The following is a 9,668-nucleotide window of genomic DNA, read 5'->3' as shown; positions in this document are numbered from 1 at the left end:
GACCGTGGTGGCGTCGAACAGGTCGGCGGCGGAGACGGTGACGTCGAGCGCCGCCCTGATCCGACCGATCACGCGAGTGGCGAGCAGCGAGTTGCCGCCCAGGTCGAAGAAGTCGTCGTCGACCGAGACCCGCGGCACCCCGAGCACGTCGGCGAACGCCTCCGCGACGGCCGCCTCCGCGACGGTGGCCGGCGCCCGGTACGGGGCCGACGCGATCTCGGGCTCGGGCAGGGCCGCGCGATCGAGCTTGCCCACCGGCGTCAGCGGAATGGCCTCCAGCGCGATCACCGACGACGGAATCATGTGCGACGGAAGCCGTTCGGCGACGAAGGCCGTGAGCGCGGCGGCGTCGATCGCGGAACCGGGGGCGGCGTGCACGTAGGTGACGAGACGGGTCTCCCCCGTCGCACCCCGGTGACCGACGGTGGCGGCGAAGTCGACCGTGGAGTGCGCGGCGAACGCCGCATCGATCTCACCGAGCTCGATGCGGAAGCCACGCACCTTGACCTGGAAGTCGTTCCGGCCCAGATACGAGATGCCCTCGCGGACCGAGCGCGGGGACCGCACCAGGTCACCGGTGCGGTACCTCCGGGCGCCACCGGGCGCGGCGACGAAGCGCGCGGCCGTGAGTCCGGGACGATCGTGATAGCCGCGGGCGAGGCCGGGCCCGGTCAGGTACAGTTCGCCGGCCGTGCCCGCCGGCACGGGCCGAAGGCGGGAATCGAGGACCTCGGCGGCGACTCCGCGAATCGGCCGGCCGATCGTGACGGGTTCGCCGGGCCGAAGCGGCCCGGAGATGTTCGTCATGATCGTGGTCTCCGTGGGGCCGTACCCGTTGTGGAACCGGCGGCCGGGCGCCCAGCGCGCCACCAGGTCCGGCGGGCACGCCTCGCCGCCGACCACCACCACCCCGAGGTCGTCCAGGCCGGCGGGCTCCACCGAGGCGAGGGCCGCCGGGGTCACGAAGGCGTGCGTGACCCGCTCGCTGCGCAGCAGTCCGGCCAGCTCGTCGCCGCCGTACACGGAGGGCGGGGCGACGACCATCGTCGCCCCGGCGCCGACGGCGAGCAGCAGCTCGAGCACCGACGCGTCGAAGCTGGGGGACGCGAAGTGCAGGGTGCGGGCGCCGGGGGTGAGGTGGTAGCGCTCGACCTGCTCGGCGCAGAAGGCGGCGAGCCCGGCCTGGGTGACCACGACGCCCTTCGGCTGCCCCGTGGAGCCCGAGGTGTAGATGACGTAGGCGGGATGGTCGGGGCGCAGCGGCCGCACCCGGTCGACGAAGGCGAGCGGGTCGGCCGGGCAGGCGTCGAGTTCCGTCCGGATCTCGGCGCCGTCCAGGACGACGGTGTCGAACTCCTCGGGGACGACGTGCCGGTGCCCGGCCACCGTGAGGGCGAGGCGGGCGTTCGAGTCCGACAGCATGTAGCGGACCCGATCGGCCGGGTAGCGGGGGGCCACCGGGACGAACGCCGCGCCCGTCTTGGCGACCGCCCAGACGGCGAGAACGGACCGGATCGAGCGGGTGAGCAGCACCGCGACGCGGTCCTCGGGGCCGATTCCCCGCGCGATGAGCAGGCGGGCGAGCCGGGACGACTCGGCGTCGGCATCGCGGTAGGTGAGGGTGCGTCCCTCCGACGTGAGCGCCGGCGCGCCGGGATCGCGTTCGACGGCGGCCGACAGCAGGTGCGGCAGCAGTGCCGTGGGCGTCCGGCGGCGCGAACCGCGGAGATTTCCGCGGACGGTTCGGTCGATCACCTTCATCGGCTCTCCCCTCCGAATTCCGGAGCCGTTGCGCGCGTGCGCATCCCGGCTCCGTTCACCGCCGGGGTGTCAAGAACTACGGCGACGCCCGCCCTCCCCCGGCGGTCGCCGCTCCACTGCGCCTCGCGCACCGGAACCCCGACGATTCCCGGCGCTAGAGCACTTCGTCACCATTCCACACGAAAACAAACCGTGCCACCTGTACGTATGTCCGGTAACTAAGTTACCGACGGGTAGACCGGCATTCCGGACAGGAGTCGCCGGCCCGGCGAGAGCGTCGGCGCGGCCCCGGCGCGACGTTCGTCGCGCGACACAGCGTCGCCCCGCACGGGACGAACGGCCCGGACCGCCGCACCCGACCGGCGGCGGGGAGATCCCGGCCCTCGCGCCGGATCCGCCTCGCCGCCTGCAGGTTCCGGCGGCGCGAGGCGAAGGACCTCGGCACCGCCTCCGGGCCGTTCGGCACCGCCTTCCGGCCGTTCGGCCGTTCCGACCGCACCACGAACCCCGCCAAGGCTAGACAATGCACACGTTTCATCCAACTGTTGGACAGCAGACGTTCGATGTCGAATGTGAGCTCGAACACGGCCGCCGCTCACCCATGGGTCAGCGATCCACGCCGTCGCATTCCGGGCAGGAGCCGCCGGACGTCCAGCGTGCCAGCAGCGGCCCGAGACGAGCGCACGCACTCGGCCCGGTCATCTCCCAATGCGAGGTCGGCAGGTCGTGCCGGTGCACGCCGCCGGAGACGTACGGTGACCAGTCCCGGCCCGATTCGGGATCCGGCACGGTCTGCGGCGCGGCGCCGACGAAGAGGATGCGTCCCTCGTACCGGGCCGGCACGTGCCGCTCGAGCGCCTCGAACGAGCAGTCGATGCTCGTGAGGACGGACGAGGCGAGGGTGGGATCGATCTCGTCGGCGAGCATCCCGATGTCACCGAGGGCGTACGCCGGTTCCCCGCCGCCGGCGCGGTTCGCACCGAAGGCCGCCGCAGCCACCGCGACCGGATCCACCGGGCCGCGCACGGCATCGGGCAGATAGGCGTCGAGCAGCACGAGCGAACCGACCTCGAGTCCGGCTCGCTGGAGCTGGACCGCCATCTCGTGGGCGATCACCCCGCCGAGGGACCATCCGACCAGGTGGAAGGGACCGTCCGGATGGACCCGCCGGACCTCCGAGACGTACCGCGCCGCCCAGGACTCGATCGAATCCGGTAGGTCCGACTCCCCGGACAGCGCCGGGGACTGCAGCCCGTAGACCGCACGGCCCGGCTCGACGTAGCCGGCGAGCGAGGCGAAGCTCCAGGCGAGGCCGATCACCGGATGGACGAAGAACACCGGATCGCGTCCGTCGTCGCCCTCGCGCAGCGGCAGCAGCACGTCCAGGGAGGAGTCGGCGGACCCGCTCGCCGGCGGCCTCTCCCCCGCCGACCGCTCGATCCGGGCCGCAAGGTCCCCCACCGTCGGATGGGCGAACACCCACTCGAGCGGCACCGGACGGCCGAGCCGGCGCGCGAGTTCCCGCGTCGCCCCCACGGCCACGAGCGAGGATCCGCCGAGGACGAAGAAGTCGTCGTCGGATCCGACCCGGTCCGCAGCGAGGACGTCCGCGAACACCTGCGCAACCGCACGCTCGACGGGCGTCGCCGCAGCCCGGTAGGACGCCCGCTCGGGCATCGGCGCGGGCAGCGCGCCGCGATCGACCTTGCCCGTCGTTCCGACGGGGAGCCGGTCCAGGCGCATGATCGAGGCCGGCAGCATGTAGTTCGGCAGCTCGTCCGCGAGCGCGCTCCGCAGGGCCCCCAGGTCGAGGTCCGACTCACCCTGCGCGGCAACGACATACGCGACGATCCGAGCGCCGGTCGCGGCGTCGTGGTGCACCGTCGCGACCGCGGCCGCCACGGCGGGCAGACGCAGCAGCGCCGCCTCGATGTCTCCGAGTTCGATCCGGAAACCGCGCAGCTTGACCTGGGAGTCTCCGCGGCCCACGTGCTCGAGGACGCCCGCAGGGGTCCACCGGGCCAGATCACCGGTGCGGTACAGACGGCCCCCGGCCCCGAAGGGGTCGGCAACGAACCGGTCCGCGGTCGCCCCGGGGCTGCCGCTGTAGCCCCGCGCGAGTTGCCGGCCCGCCAGGTAGAGCTCTCCGGTCACTCCCACCGGCACGGGCCGCAGCCGCCGGTCGAGTACGTACACGCGGGTGTTCCACCCCGGCACCCCGATCGGCACCTGGTCGGTGTCCGCGCCCGTGACCCGGTGCGCCGTCACCGACACGGCCGCCTCGGTGGGTCCGTACAGATTGACGAGCTCCGCCCGGCTCGACCGGCGCCACGCCCCGGCCACGGCACCCGGTAGCGTCTCCCCGATCGAGAGCACCCGCCGCACCGAGGTCGGCAATTCTCGGTCTGCACCCGCGATCAGGGCGCTCAGCAGGGACGGAACCAGGTACAGCGTCGTCACGAACTCCCGCTCGACGAGCGCGAGCAGGCGGAGCGGATCGCGGCGAGCCTCGGGATCCGCCACCACCAGCCGGCCGCCACATGTCGTGGCGCCCCAGAACTCCCACACCGACAGGTCGAACGTCGCCACCGTCCGCTGCACCGTCACCTCGTCCGGGCCGAACCCGAACTCCGCATGCATCCAGCGCAACTGGTTGACCACCGCGCCGTGGGCCACCGCCACGCCCTTGGGCACCCCGGTCGATCCCGACGTGAACAGTATGTAGGCGAGGTTCGAGGGCCGCAGCGGCGCACTGCGATCGGCGTCGGTCACCGGGGCGGCCGAGTACCGCGACAGGTCCACACTCGAGGTATCGATCACCGGGATCGGCTCCGGCACAACCTCCCTCGCGACGCGCGTGGACACCGCCGTCGCGAGGACCGTCGCCGGCCGCGCCGCCTCGACCATGCGGGCCAGCCTGGTGATCGGCAGCGACGGGTCGAGCGGAACGTACGCGCCCCCGGCGGCGGACACCGCGTACATGGCGACGACGAGGTCCACGGAGCCGGGCATCATCAGACCGACCCGGGTCTCCGGCCCGACGCCGGCCGCCACCAGCGCGCGGGCCAGCCGGGCGACGCGAGCGCCGAGTTCCCCGAAGGTCAGCTGCACGCCGTCCCCGACGAGCGCGACCGCCCCCGGGCGTTCGTGCACCTGGTGCTGGAACAGATCGGGGAGGCAGCCGCCGCCCGCAACCTCGACCCGGGTGTCGTTCGTCGCCTCGAGCAGCGCCCGCCGCTCGTCGGCGCCGAGCAGATCGGCGTCGCCGACCGCCCGGTCGGGAACCGAGACGAGTTCGCCCAGGATCCGAACGAACCGGTCCGCGATGGACGCGGCCGCGCGTACGTCGAAGAGATCGGTGGCGTAGGACAGATGCCCGCCGATACCCGCAGGCGTCCCGTCTGCGCCGTAACTGTCGCCGACGATCAGGTGCAGGTCGAACTGGGCGATCTCCCCTGCGACGTCGACCGGAGCCGCCACCAGGTCCGGGAGTTCGAAGGCGACCGCTCCGAGGTTCTGGAACGACAACCCCACCTGGAACAGCGGATGCCGCGCCATGGACCGGGCCGGCGCCAGCGCCTCGACGAGTCGTTCGAACGGGACGTCCGCATGGGCCAGGGCCTGAATGTCCTGCTCCCGGACCTGCGCGAGCAGCGACGCGAAGGAGACGGCGGGGTCGACCCGCGTGCGGAACACGAGGGTGTTCACGAACATCCCGATCAGGTCGTCGAGGGCCGCCTCACCCCGACCGGCCACCGGGGTGCCCACCGCGACGTCCTCGGTGCCGGACAGCCGGGCCAGCAGCACCGCGAAGGCCGTGTGCACGACCGTGAAGGGAGTGGTCCTCGTGGCCGCCGCGAGCGCGGCCACCCTGCCGTGAAGGTCCGCGTCGATCGTGACGGGAACCCGGTCTCCCCGGTAGGACTGCACCGGAGGCCGCGGCCGGGTCGTGGGCACGGGCAACTGGTCGGGCAGCCCGGCCAGTTCGTCGGCCCAGTAGGCGAGCTGGCGGGAGACGCGCGAGGCGGGATCGGCTTCGCTGCCCAGCACCTCCCGCTGCCACAGCGTGTAGTCCGCATACTGCACCGGCAGCGGCCGCCATGCGGGTTCGCGGCCCTCCCGTCGCGCGCTGTACGCGAGGGCGAGATCCCGCACGAGCGGCGCCACGGAATAGCCGTCGGCGGCGATATGGTGCACCACGACGAGCAGGACGTGTTCGGCCGGGGACACCCGGAACAGCCGCACGAGAACCGGAACGGACCGGGTGACATCGAATCCGACCGCCGCCGCCGACCGGACGGCGGCCTGGAGCTCCGATTCGTCGACGTCCGTCGGGCGCAGGGCCGGCACACCGGCGCCCGCGGGCAGAATCTGCTGGACCGGGACCCCGTCGACCTCGGGGTAGACGGTCCGGAGGACCTCGTGCCGGGCGACCACGTCGGCGACCGCCGACTGCAGCGCGACCGGATCCAGCCGCCCGGTCAGCCGCACGGCCATCGGGATGTTGTAGGCCGCCGCGGTCGCCTCGAACCGGCTGAGGAACCACATCCGCTGTTGGGCCGGCGACAGCGGGATCCGCTCCGGACGCGGCCGGGCCGCCAGGGCGGGCAGGCCGCCGGACCCGACGTGCCGTTCCACGGCTGCCGACAGCGACTCGATCGTCGACGCCTCGAAGATCACGCGGACGGGCACCGACGCGCGCAGCGCCGACCCGATCCGGGCGACCACGCGCGTGGCGATCAACGAATTCCCGCCGAGCGCGAAGAAGTCGTCGTCGAGACCGAGCCGCTCCGCGCCGAGCACCTCACCGATCACCGAGGCGACGGTCTTCTCGATCGCGGTGGTGGGCGCCCGGAACCCGCGGACGGCCGGGGCCGGTTCCGGCAGGGCCCGGCGATCCACCTTTCCGGATGTGGTGAGCGGGAGTTCCCCGCGCACGGTCACCACGTCGGGCACCATGTACCGCGGCAGCAGGCGCCCCACTGCCGCGCGAACGGCGTCCGCGTCGGCCTCGGCGCCGTCCGCGGACACGACGTACGCGGCGATCTGCGCGCCGTGGGGCCCGTCGTGGACGGTCACGACGGCCTGCGCCACCTGCGGCTGCGCCAGCAGTGCCGCCTCGATCTCCCCCAGCTCGATCCGCAGACCGCGCACCTTCACCTGGAAGTCGTTGCGGCCCAGGAACTCGAGGGTACCGTCCGGCAACCACCGGACCCGGTCCCCGGTGCGGTACAGCCGCGCCCCGCCGGGGTGCGCGACGAACCGCTGCGCGGTCAGATCCGGGCGGGCATGGTAACCGCGGGCAAGTTGCACCCCACCGAGATACAGCTCCCCCGGCACCCCGATCGGTACCGGGTTCAGCCGCTCGTCGAGAACATGCGTGGTGGTGTTGCGGATCGGACGGCCGATCGGCACGGTGCCGGCATCGGTGCGACGTCCGGCACAGCGCAGCACGGTCGCGGTGACGGTCGCCTCGGTCGGGCCGTACGTGTTGTCCAGCAGCGCATCCGAGCGTTCGGCGAACCGGGCCGCGAGCTCTCCCGGCAGCGCCTCGCCACCGACGGACAGGTACTTCAGCGCCGCCGGCAGTTCGAGTGCGGGATCGGCGAGGAACACGGCGAGCATCGCCGGAACGAACTCGAGGATGCCGACGGCCCACTGCCGCGACAGGCGGGCCAGGTACTCCGGGTCGCGATGGCCTCCCGGTGCCGCGACCACGAGCCGCGCACCGACCTGCAGCGGGAAGAACAGCTCCCACACCGACGCGTCGAACGTGATGGGGGTCTTCTGCAGCGCCGTGTCCCCCATGCCGAATTCGTAGCGCTCGCGCATCCACGTCATCTGGTTGACGACGGCGCCGTGGGTGACGGCAACGCCCTTGGGCCGGCCCGTCGACCCGGAGGTGTAGATCACGTAGGCGATGTTCGCCCGATGCAGCGGCGCCAGGCGCTCGTGGTCGGCGAACTCGGTGACCGGCGCCGGGGCGAAGTCCGATTCGTCGACCACGAGGGCCGGGACGGAATCGGGGAGCGTGCCCCGATCGCGCGTCGTGGTCAGCACCACCACCGGCTCGGCGGTGGCCAGGACGTATGCCGTTCGCTCGGCGGGGTGTTCCGGGTCGAGCGGCACGTACCCGCCACCGGCCCGGAGAACCGCATAGATCCCGACCATCATCTCGACCGATCGGCTCATGTGGACGCCGACCAGCCGATCGGGCCCGACGCCGCAGGCGACGAGGCGCCGGGCGAGCCGGTCCACCCGAGAGGCGAACTGCGCGTAGGTCAGCGCGGTGTCCTCGAAGACGACCGCCGTCGCGTCGGGGGTGCGCCGCGCCTGCCGGGTGAACGCGTCCAGCACCAACCGGTCACCGAGCGGCGCGGCGGTCCGGTTCAGCTCGTCGAGCCGGGCACGTTCCTCCGCGGTGCGCAGGTCGATGCCGCCGACCGGAACGCCCGGATCGTCCGCCGCCGCCTCCAGGATCGACGCGAGTCGCGCGGCGAACGTCCGCACGGTGTCCTCGTCGAACAGGTCACACGCGTAGACGACGGATCCCGCGACCCCGTCCCGCCGCCCCTGCTCGTCGCGCATCTCGGTCAGGTGGATCTCGAGATCGAGTTTGGCGCCGCCCGTGGCTGTCCCGACCGGCGCGATGTGCAGGTCCGGCAATGCGATCTCGGAGCGGGTGAAGTTGTGCACCACGAGCAGCACCTGGAACAGGGCCGAATGCGCGGTGGACCGGACGGGATCGAGGATCTCCACGAGCCGTTCGAGCGGAACGTCGGGGTTGCCGAAGGCGGCGAGGTCGACCTCCCGCACGCCGGCGAGAAGCTCGGAGAAGGTGGCGTCCGGGTGGATCCGGGTGCGCAGCACGAGGGTGTTGCCGAACATCCCCACGAGATCGTCGAGTGCCTCCTCGCCGCGGCCGGCGACCTGTGCCCCGACGGGAATGTCGTCGGTACCGGACAGGCGGGCCAGCAGGACCGCGAGCGCGGCGTGCGCGAGCATGAAGAACGTCACGCCGTGATCCCGGGCGAGCCGATCGAGCCGGGCGGCCAACGCTTCGTCCAGGGTGAAGTCGAGGCTCGCGCCGCGCCCGGTCTGCACGGCGGGCCGCGGGCGGTCGGGGGGCAGGTCCACCAGGTCCGGCAGGTCCGCCAGCGCCGTGGTCCAGTAGTTCAACTGGCGCGCGAGCACCGACTCGGGGTCGTCCTCGGAGCCCAGCACGTCCTGTTGCCACAGGGCGTAGTCGGCGTACTGCACCGGCAGCGGAGTCCACTCCGGTGCCCGGCCCGCTCTGCGGGACAGGTACGCGGTGGCCAGATCCCGGGCCATCGGGGCCCGGGATCCGCCGTCGCTCGCGATGTGGTGAACGACGACGACCAGCACGTGGTCCCGGTCGGTGAGCCGCAACAGGGCCGCCCGGACGGGTACCGCACCGGTGACGTCGAACCCCCGGGAGACGAGGGCGGCGATCCGCGGGTGCAGGTCGTCCTCGGCCACGTCCTGTGCCGCCAGATCGAGCGGTACGTCCTCGAGCGGAACGATCACCTGGAACGGTCCGGAGTCGGAGTCGGGGAAGACGGTGCGCAGGGCCTCGTGCCGGGCGAGCAGGTCGCGCAGGGCGGCCTGCAGCGCCGGCACATCCAGCGCCCCGGTCAATCGCAGCACGAGCGGGATGTTGAAGGCGGCGGAGTCCGGGTCGAACCGGTTGAAGAACCACATCCGCCGCTGCGCGAGCGACAGCGGAATCCGCTCGGGGCGCCGCCGGGGGCGCAGGGGCATCCGGGACGGGACCGCGACCGGATCCCCCATCCGCGCCGCCAGGGCCGACACGGTCGGCGCTTCGAACAACGTCCGCACCGGGACCCGGACGCCGAGGGCGGCCTCGAGCCGCGCGATGACCTGCA

The 9,668-nt window shown here is 72.8% G+C and carries 2 protein-coding genes and 1 pseudogene; all 3 read right to left on the bottom strand.

Going from position 1 to position 9,668, the window contains the following annotated elements; translation table 11 throughout:
- The coding region (locus CQZ88_RS24940; RefSeq protein WP_374703840.1) for a non-ribosomal peptide synthetase at window positions 1–1,755 on the bottom strand (1,755 nt) is incomplete at its 3' end.
- Window positions 1,756–2,367: 612 nt separating this feature from the next.
- Complete coding sequence (locus CQZ88_RS31820) at window positions 2,368–9,612, bottom strand: non-ribosomal peptide synthetase (RefSeq protein ID WP_258008774.1); 7,245 nt, start codon at window positions 9,610–9,612, stop codon at window positions 2,368–2,370.
- 3 nt (window positions 9,613–9,615) lie between these two features.
- Window positions 9,616–9,660: pseudogene (locus CQZ88_RS31815) on the bottom strand (hypothetical protein); the annotation flags it as partial.
- Between the last annotated feature and the right edge of the window lie 8 nt (window positions 9,661–9,668).

This window comes from Rhodococcus sp. ENV425 (assembly GCF_002887785.1).
GTDB classification, from domain to species: domain Bacteria; phylum Actinomycetota; class Actinomycetes; order Mycobacteriales; family Mycobacteriaceae; genus Rhodococcus; species Rhodococcus aetherivorans.
The sequence above is the reverse complement of the archived record's forward strand: the minus strand, read 5'-3'. Positions and strand labels throughout refer to the sequence as shown.